Here is a 21,016-nt window from a genome sequence, read left to right as displayed (position 1 = left end):
GGCGCCCGCGGGATCCGGATCCGGTCCCCGCGGCAACTCGCCCGTGGCAGGGAACCCTCGGGACGCCGCTCGCAAACCCGGTCCGCGTCCAGGCCCGGAGCACACCGACGCCTTCGGAGCCGGGCTCGCGGGATTGCCTTTGAGGGCCCGGATCTGGCGGCGCCGCGCTCTCATCGTGGTGCTGCGGGTCGGCCGCCTGGTGCGCACCGGCTTCGACCGCATCTTTCCCGGCATCCGGTACCTGCTGCATTCCCTGCAGCGCCGGTGGCGCAGGTCGCTGCAGTTCCGCACCGTCCTGACCACCCTGTTGCTGTCCATCAGTTCGTTCGCGATCGTCGGCGCCTACCTGTCCAACCAGATTGCCAACAACCTGTTCCACGAACGGCTGACGCAGGCAGAGTCCGAGACGCGCTACAACGTCAAGCAGGTGCAGGACACGTTCGACGGCGCCCAGGTCACCGACCAGTCCAGTGTGATCACGCTCGTCTACGACACCCTCAATGCCGTTGAGGGCAAAGGCTCGGTGATCCAGCGCCGCTACGTATTTGAGGCGATGCCGGAGCAGACCAAGCCCCGCAACCGGTGGGTGGAGTCGCGCGCCTCCGACCAATTGACCATCAGCGTCATCCCGCCGGACCTCCGGGCAGCAGTCCAGGACTCCGGCAAGGAGCAGTTCTGGGCGTCCACGGAGTTCCCGGTGGGAACCGAAGACCGGCCCGGCATCGCCGTCGGCAACAAGGTGACGTTCAACGGCACGGTTTACGAACTTTATCTGATCTACGACCTCAACACGGCACAGCAGACCCTGAATGAAATCCAGAATGTCCTCTGGGCCGGCGGCGCCGCGCTGATCCTCATGATCGGCGGCATCGCCTGGTACGTCACGCGCAACGTGGTGAGTCCCGTCAGCCACGCCGCCGTGGTCTCGGAAAAGCTGGCAGCAGGCCAGTTGCAGGAACGCATGGTGGTCAAGGGGGAGGACGAGGTGGCACGCCTCGGGGCCTCGTTCAACCACATGGCGGCAAGCCTGCAGGAGCAGATCACGCAGCTGGCCACGCTGTCCCAGATGCAGCAGCGGTTCGTTTCCGACGTGTCCCACGAGCTTCGGACCCCGCTGACCACCGTCCGGATGGCCGCTGAGGTGCTGTACGACGCCCGCAACGACTTCGACCCCATCAACAAGAGGTCGGCCGAACTGCTCTACAACCAGGTCGAGCGATTCCAGTCGCTGCTGGCGGACCTGCTGGAAATTTCCAGGTTCGACGCCGGCGTGGCCATGCTCGATGCCGAGGCGACGGACATAGTCCAGCTCATCTCGCACGTTATGGAGGGCGCGGCCCCCGTCGCCGAAGAGTACGGCTCGAAGATGCAGCTGAATGCGCCGGAAGGCAGCGTCGTGGTCGAAATGGACTCCCGGCGCATAGACCGCATCCTGCGGAACCTGATCCTGAACGCACTCGAACACGGCGAAGGCCGGGCCGTCAACATCTCCGTCGCCTCCAGCGCGGACGCTGTCGCCGTCACCGTCAGGGACCACGGAATCGGTATGAGTCCCGCCGAGGCGGCCCGCGTCTTCGACCGCTTCTGGCGCGCCGACCCCGCCCGGGCCCGCACCACCGGCGGCAGCGGGCTGGGCCTGTCCATTGCCACTGAGGACACCAAACTGCACAACGGCTGGCTCCAGGCCTGGGGGAACACGGGGGTCGGCTCCAACTTCAGGCTCACGCTTCCGCTTAAACAGGGCGGCACCATCACAAAGTCGCCGCTGCCGCTTGAACCTGCAGACGTAGGGTTCGGCAGGCCCGGCGGCCACAGCGTCCTTGTGCTGGGTCCCGGCGCCACCCCTGCGCTGGAGGGATCCGCGGCCAGGAACTCTGCCCCGGAGGACTCCGCTGCCGGTAATGCCGACGCCGTGGCAGGGGAACCGGAGACAGCGCGCACGGGGGAGCGTTCGTGAGCGGGGTGCGCCCGGCGGCCCGCGGGCTTGCCGCAGGGCTGCTCGCCGTCATTCTGCTGTTCCTGGCGTCATGCGCCCAGATTCCGCGGTCCGGGCCTGTCGGGAAGAGCACGGACGAAAGCGCGGGAAATCCCAACGCTCCCGTGTTCTTTCCTGTCGCGCCGCGCACCGGGTCCAGTCCCGAAGCGGTCATTGAGGACTTCTACCTGGCCGGCAGCGGGTATGAGGACGACTACGCGGTGGCGCGGCAGTACCTGACCCAGGCTTCGTCCGTTGCCTGGAAGCCGGACCAGCGGACACTGGTGTTCCGCTCCGAGCGCGTGGTGAAAACCGGCGTCGAGGGCGTCTATAACTACGAACTGGACGTCGCATACTCAGTGGATTCCGACGGCGTGGCCACCCCGATGCCGGACGGAACCAAGGAAAACATTCCCGTGACGCTGGTGCAGGTTGACGGTGAATGGCGCATCTCCAAGATCCCGGACGGCACCGCCATTCCCGAGGAGACCTTCAAGGTCATCTACGGTGCCTATCCCATCTACTTCTACGACCCCAGCTTCACGTATGCCGTTCCGGATGTGCGCTGGTTTATCAAGAAGAAAACGGTGAAGGCCATGACGAGCGCCCTGCTCGGCGGACCCGCCCCGTATCTTAAGGGCGCCGTGGTCAGTGCGTTCCCTTCAGGGATGAAACTTGCCAGGGAATCGGTGCCCGTTGTTTCGGGGGCAGCGCAGGTGGACCTGTCGGCCAAGGAGCTGACCGAGGCCTCCACCGAGGACAGACTGAGGATGCAGACGCAGCTGGCCCTGACCTTCCGCAGCCAGCCGGACGTCATCAATGTGGAGCTGCGGGCGAACCAGGACCTTGTCCGCGTGGAGGACAACGGTTCAGTCCTGCCGCCGGTCCAGAACAGAAATGCCCCCGCGCGCCAGATCGCCATCAGCAACAACGAGTTGGTGCGGTACGAGAACAACAGGGTGTCGCCGCTGCCCGACATGCAGCCGGTGGCCGGGCTGAAGCCGCGTTCGCCCGCCGAATCGCCCATCTCGCAGACGGTCGCGTTTTTGAACGGCAGCCGCAGCACCCTCTATTCGATGGTGCCGGGCCAGCCCGCGCGGGCCCTGACCACGCGCAGCACGCTGACGCACCCGTCGTTCAGCCTGCACGACTGGCTGTGGACCGCGGGTCCCGGAGCCCAGGGCGTCACCGAAATCACGGCCTTCCGTCCCACCGGCGTGGCCCAGGGCGCACCCGTGCCCGCCGTCACGCTGACACCCTCCTGGCTGGCCGGCCGCAGCGTGAAGGATTTCCGGGTGTCCCGGGAAGGGGTCCGGGCACTGGTCATCTCCGAGCAGAACGGGGAGACACGCGTGCAGGTGACGGGGATCATCCGCAGTACCGACGGCACGCCTAAGGAACTGACGGCGCCCGTCACGCTGCAGTCCAGCGGAAACCCCGACCAGGGCGTATGGGTAAACGACACCACCGTTGTGGTGATGAAGGGCGCGTCGACGTCCAACGTGACCCCGGAACTTCTCTCGCTCACCTCCCCCCAGCCCCAGAAGCTGGCCCCCTGGCCGGGGCTGGTTGCCCTCAGCGCCGGCAACGGCCCGGAGGAAATCTACGCCCAGTCCAGGGACGGCATCTTCCAGCGGCTCGGCAACGGGTGGTCGGCGCAGCTGAGGGGACCCACCGACCCGTCTTTCCCCGGCTGACCGTTCCCCACCCGTCCTGCGTGAGGCTTTTTCCACATGGGGTACCTTGCCTCTTTTCCGGCCGGCGGTGCCGGACCATCCTTGAACCGTGGGGAGCCATAGGATGCGAGACGGCCAGAGGACTTCGGCAGATCCGGACCTCCAGGCCCAGCCGCTGTGGCGCGCCCGCCACCGGGGGGAGCACCGTCAGCGCCTCCTGCAGGCCTGGGACCTGCTGGCCGGGGCTGTGGCCGACATTGCGGCCCTGGCACTGCCCGTGGAATGCGTCTGTTGTGGCAGGGAGGACCTGGCGCTGTGCGCCGGCTGCGAGCGCAGGCTCCGGATGCTCACCCGCTATCCCTTCCGGGCAGAGACCGGTGCGCCCGCGCTCATGGACACCGACGGCTCAGTCATCCTTCCTGTCGTGGCGGCGGGCATCTACCGCGAGGAGCTCTCGCAGTCGATCCTGGCCTTCAAGCGCCACGGGCAGGGCCAGCTGCAGAGCGTGCTGTCGAAGGTATTGGCCGGCGCACTCGCGGCAGCGTATGCGGGAACGGACACTATGGTGCTCGTTCCGGTCCCAAGCAGCGGCAGCGCCTACCGGAAACGCGGGTTCAGTCCCGTTCATCTGCTGTTGGCCGGCGTCAGGCGGAGCTTCGACGGACGACGCCCGGAATGCACTGATGCGCTTCGCAAGGTCAGGAACCCGGGAACTGGCATTGGTTTGGCCGGAAACGGCCTGTCCGGTGGGCAGAAGGGACTCGGCAGGGGAGACAGATCGCGAAAGGTACGCGGCTCCATGCGCACCGCGCGGGGCTCCCGCGGACGCTCTCTGCGGGGGAGGCAGTGCATCATTGTCGACGACGTTCTGACTACCGGCGCCACTCTGGCGGAGGCTGCCCGGGCCATCCACGAAGCCGGCGGAGTTGTGCGCGGCGCCGTGGTCCTGGCCGCCACCCGCGCACCCGCTGCGGCGGCCGGGCCGGCGCAGTTCCGGCATCCTGGGGACTACCTGGGACGTAGCTGAGACATAGAAAAAAATAAACTGCGAAAGGATGAATAACTTGTTGCTATGAACTAACGTCGGATATGGGTACCAAGATCAGTTGTACCTTTCGATAGCGGCTCGGAAAGGGGCTCGACTGTCAATCAGATCGTCCCCCGGAAGTGCCGCCGTCGTGTCACCGAAGTCATTTGGAGGGCACCATGGAGTTCATGATCAGCGGACGAAATCTGACGGTCTCGGACCGATTCCGCGAATACGCCGGCGAGAAGATCTCAAAGATCGAATCGCTTGGGGACAAGGTCCAGAGGGTCGACGCGAAGGTTTCCAAGGAAACAAATGCGCGGCAGACCGGTGACCAGCTCACGGTTGAAGTGACAGTCCTGGGCCGAGGCCCCGTGATCCGTGCCGAAGCAAGCGCCGCAGATAAGTTCGCCGCGTTCGACCTCGCCTACAACAAGCTGCTTGAGCGGCTGCGCAGGGCCAAGGACCGCAAGAAGGTCCACCACGGGCGGCACACGCCCAAAGCCGTACGCGAGGCAACTGCAACACTGGAGCCCGCGAGCTCCAACCAGCCCATCTACGTCGAAGCGAGCAACAACACCCAGGCTGCTCCGGAACCGGCTGAGAAATCGCCGTACGACGTCGATAACGACATCCCCGCCGGCGACTCGCCGGTACTGATCCGGCGCAAAGTGTTCCCGGCCGCGTCCCTCACCCTTGACGACGCCGTGGACAACATGGAACTTATCGGTCACGACTTTTACCTTTTCGTGGACAAGGCCACGAACGCGCCATCGGTTGTGTACCGGCGTCGCGGCTGGACATACGGGGTTATCACCCTGGACCACTACTGCGAACCCGGCGAGAACACGCATGAGGAGAAAATCCTTGCGTACCGCTCGGATGATGCGGCCGCAACTGCCTAAGATGGTGCCCAGGCAACGAAAGGGCTGACATGGGTGCATCGCTGAGCCTCTCCCAGGCCCGGCGGATCGCACTGGCAGCCCAGGGACTGGACAAAGGACGGCCCGCCGGCCCCGTGACCTCACGGGCGGTGGGCCGGACCTTTGCCCGGATACAGCTCGTGCAGATCGATTCCGTCAACGTTCTGGCCCGGAGCCACTTCCTCCCGTTCTTTTCCAGGCTCGGCGACTACGACCGCGCCATCCTCCAGCAGCTGGCAGGCCGGCACCCGCGGCGGATGATGGAGTACTGGGCCCACGAAGCCAGCTACATCCGGCCGGAACACTTCCCGGACCTGGTGGTGTGGCAGAACCGGAGGTGGGTCGGGGCTTCGGGGATGGATCCAGGGCTGCGTTCCGGTGTGACCGGCAGGGTCCTGGCCGCGCTCGCCGACGGCAGGCCCATGACGGCGGCCGAACTGACCGCCAGGCTCGGGCACGTTGAGGACCGCAAGCACGTCGATTGGGGCTGGAATTGGAACGCCGTCAAGCGCGTGCTGGAGCACTTGTTTGAAGAGGGGGTCGTCTCGTCGGCTTCAAGGACGGACCAGTTCGAACGGCAGTATGTCCTGACGCGGCAGGTTTTGCCCGGCCATGACATTGAAGCGGTACCTGACCCCTCGGCCGCCATGGACAGGCTCATTGATGCGGCGGCGCAGGCGCACGGCATCGGAACGGTGCGGTGCTTCGCGGACTATTTCAGGACTCCGGTCAAGGCGGCCGCGGACTCTGTCCAGCGCTTAATTGATGCCGGACGCCTGGAACCGGTGACGGTGGCGGGGTGGGACAGGAAGGTGTACCGCCACGCCCAGGCGCGGCTGCCGCGCCAGGCGGCCGGCAGGGCGCTGATCAGCCCGTTCGATTCGCTGGTGTTTGAACGGCGCAGGCTTGAGGAGCTCTTTGGGTTTCACTACCGGATCGAGATTTACACCCCTGCGGCCAAACGCCGCTTTGGCTATTATGTTCTCCCATTCCTGCTCCGCGACCGGATTGTGGCCCGGGTGGACCTTAAGGCAGACCGGGCAGCGGGGCTGCTGCTTGCCAAGGCGTGCTTCGGTGAGCCGGACGCTCCGGCGGACACCGCCGTCGAACTCGCTGCCGAACTGCACCTGATGGCAGGTTGGCTGGGACTGGACGGCGTAGCCGTCTCGCCGGTGGGGGACCTTGCCCCCGCGGTGGCGGCCGCCAGTAACGGCTATCCGCTGTGAGGGAACAGGGCAACGTGCCGTGTGTCTCTCCCGTAGACTAAATCACGCCAGAATTCGGCAGCTTGAGACTGGGAGCAACTTCACGTGGCATCACTAATCGAAAAAATTCTCCGCACAGGTGACAAAAAACTCCTGAGGCAACTGCGGAACTATGCTGATTCCATTAACGCCCTTGAAGACTCGTTCCAAACCTTCACGGATGCGGAACTGCGTGAAGAAACAGACCGGCTCCGGGCACGCCACCAGGACGGCGAGAAGCTCGACGACCTCCTGCCGGAAGCCTTTGCCGCCGTGCGCGAGGCGTCATCGCGGACGCTCGGCATGCGGCACTTCGACGTCCAGCTCATGGGTGGCGCTGCCCTGCACCTGGGCAACATCGCCGAAATGAAGACCGGTGAAGGCAAGACGCTGGTGGCCACTGCTCCGGCCTACCTCAACGCCCTCACCGGAAAGGGCGTCCACGTTGTCACCGTGAACGACTACCTGGCGGAATACCAGTCCGAACTCATGGGCCGTGTCTACCGCTTCCTGGGGCTCACCAGCGGCTGCATCCTCGCCAACCAGGACCCGTCCGTCCGCCGCGAGCAGTACGCTGCCGACATCACCTACGGCACCAACAACGAATTCGGCTTCGACTACCTCCGCGACAACATGGCCTGGGACAAAACCGAGCTCGTGCAGCGGGGCCACAACTTTGCGGTGGTCGATGAAGTCGACTCGATCCTCATCGACGAGGCCCGAACGCCGCTGATCATTTCCGGCCCGGCCCAGGGCGACACCAACCGCTGGTACAGCGAGTTCGCTAAGGTCGTCCTGCGCCTGCAGCCGGAGAAGGACTACGAAGTCGACGAGAAGAAGCGCACCGTCGGTGTGCTTGAAAGCGGCATCGAAAAGGTTGAGGATTACCTGGGCATCCAGAACCTCTACGAATCCGCCAACACCCCCCTGATCGGCTTCCTCAACAACGCCATCAAGGCCAAGGAGTTGTTCAAGCGGGACAAGGACTACGTCATCCTCGACGGCGAAGTCCTCATCGTTGACGAGCACACCGGCCGTATTCTGGCCGGCCGCCGCTACAACGAGGGCATGCACCAGGCGATCGAGGCCAAAGAGGGCGTCGAGATCAAGGCGGAGAACCAGACTCTTGCAACGGTGACGCTGCAGAACTACTTCCGCATGTACGACAAGCTCTCCGGCATGACCGGCACGGCCGAGACCGAAGCCGCCGAATTCATGAGCACCTACAAGCTCGGGGTGGTGGCCATCCCCACGAACCGCGACATGCAGCGGATCGACCAGTCCGACCTGGTGTACAAGAACGAAGTCGTTAAGTTCGAGGCCGTCGTCCGGGACATCGCCGAACGCCACGAGAATGGCCAGCCGGTCCTGGTGGGCACCACCAGCGTCGAAAAGAGCGAGTACCTCTCGCGCCTGCTGGCGAAGGAGGGCATCCGGCACGAGGTGCTCAACGCCAAGAACCACGCCCGTGAAGCCGCGATCGTGGCCCAGGCCGGACGCAAGGGCGCGGTCACCGTGGCCACCAACATGGCCGGCCGCGGCACGGACATCATGCTGGGCGGCAACGCCGAGTTCACCGCCATCGCTGAACTCGCCCAGCGGGGACTCGACCCGGAGGAAAACTCCGACGAGTACGAGGCAGCCTGGCCCGGTGCTCTGGAGGCGTCAAAGAAGGCCGTCAAGGACGAGCACGAGGAAGTCCTGGGCCTGGGCGGGCTGTACGTGCTGGGAACTGAGCGCCACGAATCCCGCCGGATCGACAACCAGCTGCGCGGCCGCTCGGGACGCCAGGGCGACCCCGGCGAGTCTCGCTTCTACCTGTCGCTGACCGACGACCTCATGCGTCTGTTCAACTCGGGTGCAGCAGAACGGCTGATGAACAGCTCCGTGCCGGACGATGTGGCCCTGGAATCCAAGCTGGTCTCGCGTGCCATCGCTTCCGCCCAGGGTCAGGTTGAAGGACGCAACGCCGAACAGCGCAAGAACGTCCTCAAGTACGACGACGTCCTCAACCGCCAGCGCGAAGCCATCTACGGCGACCGCCGCCGGATCCTGGAAGGCGACGACCTCCACGAGAAGGTGCAGTTCTTCCTGGAAGACACCATCAACGCACTGATCGACGAAGCAACCGCCGAGGGCAACGGCGACGACTGGGACTTCGACCAGCTCTGGACCAACCTCAAGACGCTTTACCCGGTCACCGTGACGCCGCACGACGTCATCGACGAGGCAGGCGGCAAGTCGCGGATCACCGTGGAGTTCCTGAAGGAAGAAATCATGTCTGATGCCAAGCTGGTGTATCAGGCACGCGAGGAAGCCATCGGTTCCGAGAGCATGCGCGAACTCGAGCGGCGTGTTGTGCTTTCCGTCATAGGGCGGAAGTGGCAGGAACACCTGTACGAGATGGACTACCTCAAGGAAGGCATCGGCCTGCGCGCCATGGCCCAGCGTGATCCGCTGGTGGAATACCAGCGTGAAGGTTTCACGATGTTCCAGTCCATGATGGAAGCCATCCGGGAGGAGAGCGTCGGCTTCCTCTTCAACCTCGAAGTGGAGGTCACCCCGGCCGAGGACCTCGTGGTTGCCGACGCCGCGGGCGGCCACACCGAACACCACGAGCCGCAAATCCGCGCCGCCGGTCTTGAAGCCCCGGAGAAGCCCGCCCAGCTGCAGTACACCGCGCCCCGGGAGGACGGCGGAGCCGAGACCCGGATCGAGGGCCGGGCTGCGGGCCGCTCGGGCAACCCCGCCAAGGCCGCTTCCCAGGAACGGCGCGACGGGAAGAAGAAAAAGCGCTAGCCAGAGGATATGGCAGGAAGGGACCGGAGCAGGAGCTCCGGTCCCTTCCTTTTCGCGTCAGCCAATCTCCAACGCAGTGACGCGCCAGACGCTCTTGCTGCGTTCCAGCCGCACTGCGACAGCCCGGACCCGCACTTCATCGATCACCACCGCGCTGGCCTCATACACGTCCGGCGTCACCTCGCAGGCGCGGACCGAGCGGACTGATGCGTTGCGGTGGAGCAGCCCCATTTTCCGGGGAGCCCGGGCAGCCACGCGCCGGGTGAGGACCGCCCGGTGCTGGAGCACGGTGAGGCAGCGCTGGTCCAGCCGCCGTGCCAGCTGGTGGATTGGCCTTGTTCCCGCAAGGACTTCCACGGCGGCCTGGACTGTTGCCCTGGTGATGGCGCAAATTTCGCGCGCCTCGTCTCCGGAGCCGGGAGCAGCCGCCGGGGAGGGCTCAAGAACAGCGCTTCCTGCACGCCGTATCGGGGTTACTGCAGTCATGATCGGTCCTTCGGTAGAGGCTGGCTTGGGAAGGCCGCGGGAGTGCGGCCGTCGCGGGTTCGGTGGCGCGAAAGGAAAACATGCCAACGCCGCTTACGGCGGCGGAGGGCTGAGGAGCTGGCCCGGGAGAAGGATGTTGGGATCGGCTCCGATGACGTTCCGGTTGGCCTGGTACCAGAGCGGCCAGCGGGCTGCTATATCCACGTCGGAAGCGCCGGGCCCGAGTTCGCGCGCGGTGATGGTCCACAGGGATTCTCCGGCCCGCACGGGTACCTCGCGGTGGGCACTGACCGGCTCAGCCGCTGCCCGGGCGGGCAATGGGGTGACGAGGCCGGGTTCCACAACCAAAACGCGCGGCTTCCACTGAGGCTGGAGTTCGCTGCCGTCCGCGACGGATCTTTCGGTGAGGCCGGAGCCAGCGGAGCGGTTGGCGGGCAGGCCCGGCCGCCCCTCAGCCAGGGGCGTCCACGCCGCGGACAGGGACGATCCGTTGTTCGAGGCAGCGGCCGCGGCGGCCAAGGCATCCGCATGGGCGAGCGGTGCGCCGAGAAGCTGCGCGCCCACCGCGGCGATCGCCAGCCTCCGCATGAAAACAGGGGTGCACCGCCCCGTGGCGCGGGCGGCGGCATGGTGCCCGGTCCGTTCCAGGAGTGCCGATGCAAAGGCCGTAGCCAGGGACAGCAGCCACCAGGCGGTGACTGTCAGCCCGGCCGCCAGGGCCAGCAGGCCAATGAGGTCATCGAAGTGCAAAGCCTGCTGGCGTGCAGCCGACCGCGTCCACTTGTCGACGATCCCGGCCCCGGTGAAAGCCAGAAAGACTCCGAGCCCCAGGGTGACGGCCGCCAGGGCGGCTTCTGCCCTCACCGGACGTTGTACCTCTGCCCCCATGACTTCCCCTAACTGACGCATTTGATGCAGTTTGATAGACTTTGATGTGATTGATCCCGTTGGAGCAAGTTTGCAGCACGTTTATCTGGCTTGTCTATGAAGATAGAAAAGTTTCTGGATTAATTGACCGTCCCCGTGGGCGCGCCTACGCTGTCGCCATGCGATGGAATGCACTCTTTCAGGATCTTGAAATGCAGCTCGCCGAGGCCGGGGTCTTGGGCCTGGAGTCCGAGATCGCCGAGCGCTCCCGGGCGGACACTGCTGCCATTGCGCTCGATGACAGGCTGCGAGGATCCCTGGGCTGCCGCATTGGCATCCATCTGAGCGCGGGACCGGTCTTTGCCGGCACCCTCAGCCATGCCGGGTCCGAGAGCCTCGTCATCGACGAGGCATCGCACCAGGTGCTGGTTCCGTATGCCGCCGTCGGCCACTACACCGGACTTGGGCGCTTCGCGGTGGGCGAGGCGTCCCCCGTGCGCCGCAGACTCGGCCTTGCCAGCGCGCTGCGGGGGTTGGCGCGGGACAGGGCAGCACTCACTGTGCTGATGGCGGGCCCGTCACCCGATGTGCAGCTCGCAGGTGTGATTGACAGGGTGGGGCGGGACTTTTTCGACCTCGCCACGACGCTGCCCGGAGAAGCGCGGAGGGCTGGCCGGGTCACCGACGTGGCTACGGTTCCGTTTCGGGCGCTCGGCGCGCTCCGGTCACGGCGCGGAGGGGAACTCTGACCGCCCGAGGCGGGGAATGAAGCGTCCGGCCTGGAAACCGCCCGTGCTCAAACCGACTTGGACTTGGCCTCTTGGATCATGCGGCTTGCCTCGGCGTAACGCTCTTCGATGTACTGCTCGAGCATCTTTTCCTCAACCCGCCACTGGCCGCGGCCACCCACCTGGATCGCCTTCAGTTCGCCGCTGCGGACGAGGGCATACGCTGCCGGCGCATTGATCTGAAGCTGCTCGGCTACATCTGCAAGCGTAAGGAATCGGGGCATAGTCCAATTGTGCCACCGCTGGTCGTGGATGATGCCGTTATCCACAGTTTGATGTTGTTTGCCTGAATACCTTTCCGATTGAGCAGGCATGCCGTAACAATGATCATGACCGGCGCGATTGAAGCGCCCAGGCGTCAAGGGGGAGCAGTACGCATGAGTGCAAGCACGGCGGCCACCGGAGCCCGGCTGAAGAAGCCTTCCTGGAAGGACCCGAGGCTTCTGGTGGGCGTGCTGCTTGTCCTCGCCTCCGTTGTCGGAGTCGTTGCGCTCGTCGGCAGCGCAGACCGGACCACAGAGGTGTTCGCTGCCCGTGAGGCGATCGCGGTCGGTCAGAAACTCACTCCTGAAAACATCAGCCGCGTGAAGGTGCGCCTGGGCGACGTCGAAGCGCACTATGTCACAGCGGCCTCTGGCGTTCCCGACGGCCAGGTGGCCGTCCAGCGAATTGCCAAGGATCAGTTGGTTCCCCGTGAAAGCCTGGGCAGTGTCGACGCCCTGGACCGGAAACCCGTGGCCGTCACGGTTCAGGAGGCCTTGCCGGAGCAGGCCGTTGCAGGCACTCGGGTTGACGTCTGGGTCTCCATGCCCGACGCCCGGAACGGTTTTGCCGAACCGAAGCTGCTGCTCCCGGGCGCAGAAATCGCGGAGGTCTCACAGGGATCCACCGCCCTGGGCGCTTCGAAATCGACGGTCCTGATGGTCCTGGTGGGAAACGAGCAGATGGCTTCCCTCCTCGGCGCGCAGGCGAACGAAGCCAAAATCTCCGTGGTGTGGAATCCTGGCGGGGCCGCCAAGTGAGTATTCCGGTTGTCACCGTCGGCGAGTCGCAGGAAGATTTGGTGGGCGGACTGGAGCGGCTCCACGGTCCCGTCACAGTAGTCCGGCGCTGCGCGGAGCTCGCAGAACTGCTGGCTGCCTGCCAGAGCGGGCTGGCCCGGGCGGCTGTTGTAGCCGAGGGAAGCCAGGACCTGACTGCCTCGCTGGTGGACAGGCTCGCCGCAGTAGGCGTAGTGATCATTGCCCTGACGGACAGCCCTGAGGAGCGGTTGAGGCTCCGGGGGATCGGAGTCACCGCGGCACCTCTGACCGTCGAATCCACAGCACTGGCGGAGACCATTGCCGACGCCGTCGGCAGGCACGCGAGCTCGAGCCCGGCAGGGCCGACTCCCGGCGGCGGTCCCGGTTACAGCACGGGTTTCGCGGATGCCGGGGCGGCCCTGCACCCGGAGGCTGCCGACGTCGAATCGGAGCCGGCTCCTGCCGGAACCGGCAGGGTCCTGGCGGTGTGGGGGCCGGCCGGTGCACCCGGCAGAACGCTGGTTGCCGTCAACGTCGCGGGGGAGCTGGCTGCGGAAGGCAAGTCCGTCCTGCTGGTTGACGCCGACAGCTACGGGGCCAGCGTCGCCGGCGTCCTCGGGCTGCTGGACGACGCGGCGGGTCTGGCGCAGGCCTGCCGGCTGGCCGACCAGGGCCTCCTGGACCGGAAGGCACTGCTCCGAGTCGCCGTACCGGTTACTGCCACGGCCGGGACTTTCCGGGTTCTGACCGGAATTACCCGAGCCGACCGCTGGACCGAGCTGCGGGCGGCCGCGCTGGCGCTTGTTTTGGACCGGGCGCGGGAAGTGGCCGACTTTATCGTGGTCGACGCCGGCTTCTGCCTTGAGGCCGACGAGGAGCTGAGTTTCGACACCATGGCACCGCGACGCAACGCCGCGACGCTCAGGAGCCTTGAGCTGGCCGATACCGTGATTGCGGTTGGCTCTGCGGATCCGGTCGGTGTTCCCCGCCTGGTCAGGGGGCTGGCGGAACTGGAAGGGGCAGTGCCGGGGGTCAGCCCCGAGGTGGTGCTCAACAAGGTCCGTGCCTCGGCTGTGGGCCGTTCGCCGGAACGTCAGCTCCGGGAGGCGTGGGACCGGTTTGGCCCGTCCGCGAGCATCAAAGCCTTCCTTCCGTGGGACCCGGGCGCAACAGATGCGGCGCTGCAATCTGGGTCGCTATTGCTGGAATCGGCTCCGGACTCCCGGCTCCGGTCGGCCATTGCGGAATTGGTTTGTGCACCTGTCCAGCAAAAGCGCAGATCCACTGTGTTCTCCTCCACAGCAAGGCGCAGGCTGACGGGCTAGGCTCACCGTGAGGGCTGCAAGGAAGCAGCCGCAAACTGTGTGATGGAGGCGTGTGTCGATGTCGTCTGGGTCCAGCGTGGAGGATCAGTCCCGTTCAATCGGAGCCGAAGAAGGCTTCTTTGCGGACTACTACGAGCATCTGGCGGAGGAGGACGCGCGCACTTATCCGCACGAGCTGCTGACAGCCCGGGCTGAGACCCACCGCGCAGTCGGTTTTGAACGCCGGCCGGGGAGTGCCAACATCTCGATCGTTCCGGAGGGCGACCGCAGCGTTGTGTACATCGTCACCGACGACATGCCTTTCCTGGTGGACTCAGTCAACGCCGAGCTGGTCCGGCAGAATTCGGCCATTCACCTTGTTCAGCATCCCATGTTCGTGGTCACGCGCAACCGCGAAACCAACGAACTCGTCAAGGTGGACAGGGTCCCCTCCAACATCGGCCTCTCCAGCGGCGACACAGCCGCGCTGCCCGTCCTGTCCCACCTGATCGCCCAGGGCGACAATGCGTCCCACATGGAATCCTGGATTGCCGTCGAGATCGGCCGCGCCAGTGATGAAGCCGCTGACCGCCTGCAGGAAGGGCTGGAACGCGTCCTCGGGGACGTCCGGGCAGCCGTCGAAGACTGGCCGAAAATGCGCAACAAGGCACTGCAGATCGCCCAGGACCTCGACAAGGTGGCGCACTCGGCCCAGATCGCAGAGCTGCGCCAGGCCCAGGACTTGCTTCGCTGGCTCGACGAGGGCAACTTCACCTTCCTCGGCTACCGGGAATATGACCTGGTCAACGAAGAAGGCGAGGATGTCCTGGAACTGCGCGAGGACAGCGGCCTGGGCCTGCTGCGGGCGCACCACGATACCCATCAGGTGCAGCATCTCACCGACGCGGGCAGGCGCAAGGCCCGCGAAAAGCGCGCCCTGGTCATCACCAAGGCCAACTCCCGCTCAACAGTGCACCGGCCTGCATACCTGGACTACGTCGGCGTGAAAAGCTTCGATGCCGCCGGCAACGTCAACGGCGAGCAGCGGTTCATCGGACTGTTTGCCACCAGCGCCTACACCGACTCGGTGCGCAATATCCCGATTGTGCGGGAAAAGGTCGAGGCCGTGCTGCGCGGTGCCGGATTTCCGCCCGACTCGCACTCCGGAAAGGACCTGCTGGGCATCCTGGAAACGTACCCCCGCGACGAGCTCTTCCAAATTGAAATTCCCGACCTTGCCGCGACGGCAGCGGGGATCCAGCGGCTGCAGGAACGGCGCCGGACCCGTCTGTTCCTCCGGCCGGATATCTACGGACGGTTCATGTCCGCCGTCGTCTACCTCCCTCGTGACCGGTACACCACCAACGTCCGGCTGAGGATCGAGCAGGAACTCCGGGAGACATTCCACGCTGAGTCGATTGACTTTGAGGCGAGGATGACCGAATCCGCCCTCGCCCGCCTGTTCTTCCGCATCCGCCTGCCGAAGGGCGAGGACGTCAGCCACGTCAACACCGATGCGCTGGAAAAGCGGCTCGTCCGTGCTGCCCGGTCCTGGAGCGAAGGGATCGCCGAGGTACTGCGCGAGCGGAGCGCCGACGATGGCGCCAATGAACTGGCGGCCATCTGGGCCGAGGCTTTCCCGCCGGGCTACCGCGTCGACTACGAGATCGAAGATGCCCTCGAGGACATCGCCCGGTTTGAACAGTACGGGGCCGAGGCGGAGCGAACTGTTGGCGCCCGGCAGGAACGGCCGGGAGTCCATGTCTATCTTCCCGAAGGCGCCGGTGCCACCCTCGAGGAGGATGCCAGGGTCAAGCTGTACATGCTGGAGCCGAAGAGCCTGAGCCAGATCCTTCCCTATTTCCACAACCTTGGGCTGGAAGTGCTGGACGAGCGGCCGTTCGAGATCGAGACTGCCGACCGGCGGGACTTCTTCCTCTACGACCTCGGACTGAAGTACCCGGCCGGGGTGGACCCGGTGTCCACGGGCCGGCTGCTGGCGGATTCCTTCGGGGCGGCGGTTTCCGGCGGTGTCGAATCCGACAGTTTTGACCGGCTGGTGCTTCGCGAGGGCATGACGTGGCGGCAGGTCATCGTGCTGCGGGCGTACGCGAAGTACATGCGGCAAATGGGAAACACCAACTCTTTTGAGTTCATGGCCGATACGCTGCTGGCCAATCCGGAGGTCACCCGCGGACTCATTTCCCTGTTCGAGGCACGCTTCGACCCCAGCCTGCCCGAGGCCGAGCGGGCGCGAAAGCAGGCGGCCGTCCGCGCCCAGCTGGTGACGTCGATCGACAACGTCGCTACTTTGGACGCCGACCGCGTGGTGCGGACGTTCACCAACCTGATCGAATCAACGCTGCGCACCAACTTCTACCAGGACAAGCCGCACCTGAGCTTCAAGCTTGACCCCTCGGCCATCGAAGGGCTGCCCTTCCCGCGGCCTATGTTCGAGATCTGGGTCTACTCTCCCCGGGTGGAGGGCGTGCACCTGCGTTTCGGCAAGGTGGCCCGCGGCGGGCTCCGCTGGTCGGACCGCAGGGAAGACTTCCGGACGGAGATCCTGGGTCTGGTCAAGGCGCAGACGGTCAAGAATGCCGTCATCGTTCCAACGGGCGCAAAGGGCGGGTTCTTCGCCAAGCGGCTGCCGGATCCTGCCAAGGACAGGTCGGCCTGGATGGCGGAGGGCGTCGAAAGCTACAAGACGTTCATCCGCGGACTGCTGGACATTACTGACAACCTCGTTACGGAAGCCGACGGCGAACGGCTCGTCCCGCCGTCGAACGCTGTACGGCACGACGGCGACGACTCCTACCTGGTGGTCGCGGCGGACAAGGGCACGGCATCCTTCTCTGACATTGCGAACGGTTTGGCCGCTGACTACGGATTCTGGCTGGGCGACGCCTTCGCGTCCGGCGGTTCGGTGGGCTACGACCACAAGGCCATGGGCATCACCGCCCGGGGTGCCTGGGAGTCGGTCAAGCGGCACTTCAGCGAGCTGGACCTGGACACCCAGTCCGAGCCCTTCACCGTTGTGGGTGTCGGCGACATGTCCGGGGACGTCTTCGGCAACGGCATGCTCCTGTCCAAGCACATCCGGCTGCTCGCGGCCTTCGACCACCGGCACATTTTCCTCGACCCGAACCCGGACGAGGCGACCTCCTACACGGAGCGGCAGCGGCTGTTTGAGTTGCCCCGGTCGTCCTGGGACGACTACGACAAGAGCCTGATCAGCGAAGGCGGCGGGGTCTACCCGAGGCAGGCCAAGTCGATTCCGGTATCGACTCAGGTCCGCTCCGCGCTGGGGCTGCCCGAGGACACGACCCAGCTCAGCCCGCCCGAACTCCTGCGCGCCATCCTGCTCGCACCCGCCGACCTGCTTTACAACGGCGGCATCGGCACGTATGTGAAGGCCAGTTCCGAGACGAACGCCATGGTGGGCGACAAGTCCAACGACGCCATCAGGGTGGATGGCCGCGACCTTCGGGTCAAGGTCGTCGGCGAGGGTGGAAACCTCGGCATGACGCAGCGGGGCCGTATCGAGGCGGCGCTGCAAGGCGTCATCCTGAATACCGATGCCATCGATAACTCCGCCGGCGTCGACTGCTCTGACCACGAGGTCAACATCAAGATCTTCGTGGACCGGATGGTGGCCGCGGGCAAGCTCGACGCCGCCGAGCGCTCGGACTTCCTCGCGGCGATGACCGACGAAGTGGGGCGGCTGGTCCTTGAAGACAACATCGACCAAAACATCCTGCTGCTGAATGACCGGCAGAAGGTCGCCGAATGGAGCCCGAGCTACGAGCGGCTGATGGACTGGCTGGAGAAGACGGCTGACCTGAACCGGGACCTGGAGGCGCTGCCGTCCACTGCTGTCCTGCGCGAACGGCTGGAGCAGGGGCAGGGCCTGACCTCACCGGAACTGTCAGTGCTGGCCGCCTACGCCAAGATCGAACTGGGGACGGCCCTGCGCGAGAGCGACCTGGCCGACGACCCGTGGTTCCGCACGACGCTCCGGCAGTACTTCCCGGTCCAGCTTCGGGAGAAATTCGACGCCGAACTGGACACCCATCCGCTGCGGCGGGAAATCATCGCAACCGTCGTGGCCAACGACATGATCAATCTGGGCGGCATCACCTTTGCCTTCCGGACCATGGAGGAGACCTCGGCGAGCGAGGTGGCTGTGGCCAAGGCGTTCGTGGCACTGCGGGAAATCTACGAGCTGGACGTCATGGTGTCCGAACTCAACGACCTGCCTGCGTCGTTCCCCACTGAGCACTGGAGCACCGTCCACCTCGATGTCCGTCGGCTGCTGGACCGTTCGGTGCGCTGGGTCCTTGCCCAGGGCAACGCGTCGCGGCCCATCGCCGACATCGTCGCCGAGTTCCAGCCGCCAATGGAACCCATGCGGGCCAGGCTGTTGGACTACCTGCGCGGTGACGACCGCAAGCGCGTGGCCTCCTGGCTTGAGAAGGCGCGGTCGTGGGGTGTGCCCGAGGACCTGGGCCACCGCTGGGCAGAACTGTTCGAGAGCTTCGTCCTGCTTGACATCGCAAAAATCGCGCACAGCCGCAAGGAGCCGGTGGAGGACATCGCCAACGTCTACTACACGGTGTTCAACCGGTTCCACGTGGACTCCCTACTGGAGCGGATCAGTTCCCTGCCTCGGGCGGACCGCTGGCAGGCCCTGGCCCGTGCAGCTCTGCGCGATGACCTCTACTCGACGGTCTCAGACATGACGACGGCGGTCCTGGACTCGACCGAGGAAGGGTCGCCGGCCGAGGACAGGCTCAAGGCCTGGGAGCAGCTGAACGCGGAACATTTGGGCCGGGCGAAGAGCATGTTTGATGAGGTCAACGCCCTCGAAGCGGACGACATGGCCTCGCTCTCGGTAGCATTGAGGCTCTTGAGGTCAATCGTCCGACGCTAGGACAAGGTCCCGCCGTCGAAAAACTGGAGGTGCAGTGGCAATCTTTACGGACCCCATCAGGGAGCACGCTGATTTTGGGCCGGGGGATGCCGAGTGGCTGCACCTCCTGGTGGGCGACTGGCAGATGGTGGCCGATCTTGCATTTGCCGACCTGGCCCTGTGGTTCCCCCACCCGGAGCACGGCTACGTTGCCCTGGCACACGTGAGGCCCTCCACGACGCATACGGTGTTCCACGCCGACTTCGTCGGGGAGGGCATCCGCTCGGACTTGCAGCCGCTGGTTGACAAGGCGTGGGAGACCCGCACCATTGAGCGTTCCAGTGAGACGAACTGGAGCAGCGACATGGCACTGCGGGTCGAAGCCGTGCCGATGGTCAGGAACGGCCGGACGCTGGCGGTGGTCACCTCACACATGGACCTCTCCAGCTCGCGGATGCCGTCCAGGCTGGAGCTGACGTACCGCCAGTGTGCCTATGACCTGTTGCGCATGGGCACACTGGGCCTCTGGCCGGACTTCGCCTCGCCCACCGGCTCCCGCCGCGGAGCCCCGCGCGTTGGTGACGGGCTGATCCGCCTCGACGCCGAGGGCATCGTGCAGTACGCCAGCCCGAACGGGGTCTCCGCGTTCCGGCGCCTCGGCGACGGAGAATCCCTCGAAGGGCGCTCGCTGGCTGAAGTCACGGCGGGTCTGCTGAAGGACCGCCGCATGGTGGACGAGACGCTGCCTCTTGTTGTCACAGGGCGGATGCCCTGGCGAAGCGAGATTGAATCCCGCGGCGTCAGCCTGTCACTACGCGCGATCCCGCTCCGCGACGAGCAGCAGCGTTTCGGTGCCCTGGTCCTCTGCCGTGACGTGTCCGAGCTGCGGCGCCGCGAGATGGAGCTGGTCACGAAGGATGCCACGATCCGTGAAATCCATCACCGGGTCAAGAACAACCTGCAGACCGTTGCCGCGCTGCTGCGCATGCAGTCCCGTCGAATGGTCAGTGACGAGGCAAAGCAGGGGCTGGAACAGGCCATGCGGCGCGTGGCGACGATTGCCCTGGTACACGAGACGCTCTCGCAGGGGCTGACCCAAAGCGTCGACTTTGATGAACTGATTGGACGGCAGTTCCGCCTTTCCGCCGAAGTGGCTTCACCGTCCCAGCAAGTCCGGACGCAGCGGTCGGGTTTGTTCGGTGAGCTCCCCAGCGACTTCGCGACACCGCTGGCACTGGTGATCAACGAACTCGTCACCAACGCCGTCGAGCACGGACTGGAGGGGCGCACCGGCACGGTGTGGCTGCTTGCCGACCGTTCCGCTGGCGACGACGATGAGGAGCTGCTCACTGTCACGGTGGCGGACGACGGTGTTGGCCTGCCGGAGACGCCCCATGTGGAGGGCCTCGGGCTGCAGATTGTCCGGACGCTGGTCACGAGCGAGCTCGGCGGCACCATCCAGTGGCAGCCCCGCGAGGGCGGCGGCACGGCGGTGCAGATTGTCCTGAGCCTGGCAAGCCGCTAACACGACAAAGGCGACGGCTGCGGACCATAGGGTCCGTGGCAGTCGCCTTTACTTGCGGAGCTTTTGCTCGGGTGCCGTCGTTGCTGAGGCGCGCGTTAGGACGCGCGGCGGGCCCTGGCGGCGCGGCGCTTCAGTGCGCGCCGCTCGTCCTCGCTCATGCCGCCCCACACGCCGGCGTCCTGTCCGGACTCCAGCGCCCACTGCAGGCAGGTGTCAACGACCGGGCACCGGCGGCAGACGCTCTTGGCTTCTTCGATCTGCAAGAGAGCGGGGCCAGTATTGCCTACGGGGAAAAACAGCTCCGGGTCCTTGTCGAGGCAGGCCGCGCGGTTACGCCAATCCATGCTGATCAGTCACTCCATTCCTGGGAAGTCAATACCCTTGTGAAAATATTCACTAGGGCTTACATAGGAAAGGGGCCCTGGAGGGCCCCCTTGGTCATCTGGATCAAGCGTTTCATGTTAACGC

At 65.4% G+C, this 21,016-nt stretch carries 15 protein-coding genes; 11 read left to right on the top strand and 4 right to left on the bottom strand.

The features are described from left to right. The first annotated feature begins 133 nt into the window (after window positions 1–133). From mtrB to secA, 6 genes are all read left to right on the top strand, one after another. Window positions 134–1,957 (top strand): MtrAB system histidine kinase MtrB, encoded by a 1,824-nt coding sequence (gene mtrB / locus LFT45_RS14615; RefSeq protein WP_442863630.1) that lies wholly within the window; start codon window positions 134–136, stop codon window positions 1,955–1,957. Window positions 1,958–1,962: 5 nt separating this feature from the next. Beyond that, window positions 1,963–3,672: an LpqB family beta-propeller domain-containing protein gene (locus LFT45_RS14610; RefSeq protein WP_236809361.1), complete on the top strand. Its 1,710-nt coding sequence runs from the start codon at window positions 1,963–1,965 to the stop codon at window positions 3,670–3,672. 103 nt (window positions 3,673–3,775) lie between these two features. Continuing rightward, window positions 3,776–4,678: a ComF family protein gene (locus LFT45_RS14605; RefSeq protein WP_236804130.1), complete on the top strand. Its 903-nt coding sequence runs from the start codon at window positions 3,776–3,778 to the stop codon at window positions 4,676–4,678. A gap of 179 nt (window positions 4,679–4,857) precedes the next feature. Beyond that, window positions 4,858–5,583, top strand: a complete 726-nt coding sequence (hpf, locus tag LFT45_RS14600) for a ribosome hibernation-promoting factor, HPF/YfiA family (protein WP_102971985.1) — start codon at window positions 4,858–4,860, stop codon at window positions 5,581–5,583. A 29-nt stretch (window positions 5,584–5,612) separates the two neighbouring features. Continuing rightward, a complete protein-coding gene (locus LFT45_RS14595; protein ID WP_236804128.1) occupies window positions 5,613–6,827 on the top strand; it encodes a winged helix-turn-helix domain-containing protein in 1,215 nt (404 codons plus the stop codon). A gap of 84 nt (window positions 6,828–6,911) precedes the next feature. Beyond that, window positions 6,912–9,644, top strand: a complete 2,733-nt coding sequence (gene secA / locus LFT45_RS14590; RefSeq protein WP_236804126.1) for a preprotein translocase subunit SecA — start codon at window positions 6,912–6,914, stop codon at window positions 9,642–9,644. A gap of 57 nt (window positions 9,645–9,701) precedes the next feature. Here secA and LFT45_RS14585 read toward each other — a convergent pair whose 3' ends face one another. Beyond that, window positions 9,702–10,130, bottom strand: coding sequence for an Rv3235 family protein (locus tag LFT45_RS14585; protein ID WP_236804124.1), 429 nt, complete (start codon window positions 10,128–10,130; stop codon window positions 9,702–9,704). A gap of 93 nt (window positions 10,131–10,223) precedes the next feature. Next, on the bottom strand, window positions 10,224–11,039 hold the full coding sequence (locus tag LFT45_RS14580) for a LysM peptidoglycan-binding domain-containing protein (protein WP_236804122.1): 816 nt from the start codon (window positions 11,037–11,039) through the stop codon (window positions 10,224–10,226). Window positions 11,040–11,176: 137 nt separating this feature from the next. On the opposite strand from LFT45_RS14580, the gene LFT45_RS14575 reads away from it, so the two are divergent. Continuing rightward, entirely contained in the window at window positions 11,177–11,746 is a 570-nt protein-coding gene (locus tag LFT45_RS14575; RefSeq protein ID WP_236804120.1) for a hypothetical protein, read from the top strand. 47 nt (window positions 11,747–11,793) lie between these two features. Here the strand turns inward: LFT45_RS14575 and LFT45_RS14570 are convergent, their stop codons facing one another. Then, window positions 11,794–12,009: a helix-turn-helix domain-containing protein gene (locus LFT45_RS14570; RefSeq protein WP_043419585.1), complete on the bottom strand. Its 216-nt coding sequence runs from the start codon at window positions 12,007–12,009 to the stop codon at window positions 11,794–11,796. Between the two features lie 153 nt (window positions 12,010–12,162). On the opposite strand from LFT45_RS14570, the gene LFT45_RS14565 reads away from it, so the two are divergent. Genes LFT45_RS14565 through LFT45_RS14550 form a run of 4 tightly spaced genes read left to right on the top strand, consistent with a single transcriptional unit; the run spans window position 12,163 to window position 20,548 of the window. Further along, window positions 12,163–12,807 (top strand): SAF domain-containing protein, encoded by a 645-nt coding sequence (locus tag LFT45_RS14565; RefSeq protein WP_236804118.1) that lies wholly within the window; start codon window positions 12,163–12,165, stop codon window positions 12,805–12,807. After that, the gene (locus LFT45_RS14560; protein ID WP_236804116.1) at window positions 12,804–14,132 is read left to right on the top strand and encodes an AAA family ATPase; all 1,329 of its coding nucleotides are present in this window, start codon (window positions 12,804–12,806) and stop codon (window positions 14,130–14,132) included. The genes LFT45_RS14565 and LFT45_RS14560 overlap by 4 nt, the downstream gene beginning before the upstream one ends. Before the next feature lie 58 nt (window positions 14,133–14,190). After that, on the top strand, window positions 14,191–19,044 hold the full coding sequence (locus LFT45_RS14555; RefSeq protein ID WP_236804114.1) for an NAD-glutamate dehydrogenase: 4,854 nt from the start codon (window positions 14,191–14,193) through the stop codon (window positions 19,042–19,044). Between the two features lie 34 nt (window positions 19,045–19,078). Continuing rightward, window positions 19,079–20,548 (top strand): sensor histidine kinase, encoded by a 1,470-nt coding sequence (locus LFT45_RS14550; RefSeq protein ID WP_236804112.1) that lies wholly within the window; start codon window positions 19,079–19,081, stop codon window positions 20,546–20,548. 95 nt (window positions 20,549–20,643) lie between these two features. Here the strand turns inward: LFT45_RS14550 and LFT45_RS14545 are convergent, their stop codons facing one another. After that, window positions 20,644–20,892, bottom strand: a complete 249-nt coding sequence (locus LFT45_RS14545; RefSeq protein WP_003804966.1) for a WhiB family transcriptional regulator — start codon at window positions 20,890–20,892, stop codon at window positions 20,644–20,646. Between the last annotated feature and the right edge of the window lie 124 nt (window positions 20,893–21,016).

Origin of the sequence: Arthrobacter sp. FW305-BF8, assembly GCF_021789315.1 — a bacterium.
Classification (GTDB): domain Bacteria; phylum Actinomycetota; class Actinomycetes; order Actinomycetales; family Micrococcaceae; genus Arthrobacter.
This window is presented reverse-complemented; position numbering and strand designations above follow the sequence as displayed.

Bases quoted from the DNA above. Each gene is read 5' to 3' on its own strand.
- LFT45_RS14605 (WP_236804130.1), top strand. From the start codon at position 3,776: ATGCGAGACGGCCAGAGGACTTCGGCAGATCCGGACCTCCAGGCCCAG.
- hpf (WP_102971985.1), top strand. From the start codon at position 4,858: ATGGAGTTCATGATCAGCGGACGAAATCTGACGGTCTCGGACCGATTC.
- LFT45_RS14595 (WP_236804128.1), top strand. From the start codon at position 5,613: ATGGGTGCATCGCTGAGCCTCTCCCAGGCCCGGCGGATCGCACTGGCA.
- LFT45_RS14585 (WP_236804124.1), bottom strand. From the start codon at position 10,130: ATGACTGCAGTAACCCCGATACGGCGTGCAGGAAGCGCTGTTCTTGAG.
- LFT45_RS14580 (WP_236804122.1), bottom strand. From the start codon at position 11,039: ATGCGTCAGTTAGGGGAAGTCATGGGGGCAGAGGTACAACGTCCGGTG.
- LFT45_RS14575 (WP_236804120.1), top strand. From the start codon at position 11,177: ATGCGATGGAATGCACTCTTTCAGGATCTTGAAATGCAGCTCGCCGAG.
- LFT45_RS14570 (WP_043419585.1), bottom strand. From the start codon at position 12,009: ATGCCCCGATTCCTTACGCTTGCAGATGTAGCCGAGCAGCTTCAGATC.
- LFT45_RS14565 (WP_236804118.1), top strand. From the start codon at position 12,163: ATGAGTGCAAGCACGGCGGCCACCGGAGCCCGGCTGAAGAAGCCTTCC.
- LFT45_RS14555 (WP_236804114.1), top strand. From the start codon at position 14,191: ATGTCGTCTGGGTCCAGCGTGGAGGATCAGTCCCGTTCAATCGGAGCC.
- LFT45_RS14545 (WP_003804966.1), bottom strand. From the start codon at position 20,892: ATGGATTGGCGTAACCGCGCGGCCTGCCTCGACAAGGACCCGGAGCTG.